This window comes from Roseateles sp. P5_E1, from assembly GCF_054049335.1.
The window spans coordinates 1-706 of sequence record NZ_JBFUMN010000206.1; the positions used below are offsets into that span (position 1 = coordinate 1).

The window sequence follows — 706 nt, forward strand, 5'->3', positions numbered from 1 at the left end:
GTCCGAGTCGCGGCAGGCCGAGGCGATCACCCGCGCCACTTCCACCAGCACCAGGTCGCCGACGCTGTGGCTGTGCTGGTCGTTGACCTCCTTGAAGTGGTCGATGTCCAGGACCACCAGGCACAACGGATGGCCGCTGCGCTGGGAGCGGGCGAAATCGCGCGCCAGCGCTTCGTCGAACGCGCGCCGGTTGGGCAGCCCGGTCAACGCATCCTCGCGCGCCTGCCGCCCGAACTGCTCGGCCTGCACCGCCAGCCGGTCGGCCAGCTCGGTTTTTTCCTGGTTCAAGGCCTGCAGGTTGACCGTCTGCGCCTGCAGGTCGCGCGTGGCCTCGTCGACCATCCGCGCCAGGCGGATGTTGCTGGCCTTGTAGCGGTTGATCAGATAGCGGTACAGCGCGATCAGCCCGGCCACCAACAGCAGCACGCCGATCAGCTGCACCGTGCGCCGCTGCCACAGGAACGGTTCAACGGTGAACTCCCATACCGCCTCGCTGTCGCTCCAGCTGCCGCCGGGATGCGCCGCGGACACGTGCAGGGTGTAGTTGCCCGGCGGCAGGCCGACGAATTCGACGCTGCGCTGCTGGCCGCGTTCGATCCAGCCATTGTCCAGCCCGGTCAGCTTGGTGCGGTAACGGATCCGCTCGGACATCAGGTAGCTCAGGCCCACATAGCTCACGCTGAGTCGACGCCCGCCAGGGATGCTG

The 706-nt window shown here is 67.8% G+C and carries 1 protein-coding gene; it reads right to left on the minus strand.

Annotation, left to right across the window (positions count from 1 at the left end; all coding sequences use genetic code 11):
- Positions 1-706, minus strand: a 706-nt coding sequence (locus tag ACXJKJ_RS30630; protein WP_457395223.1) for a diguanylate cyclase, incomplete at both ends; no start/stop codon positions are given.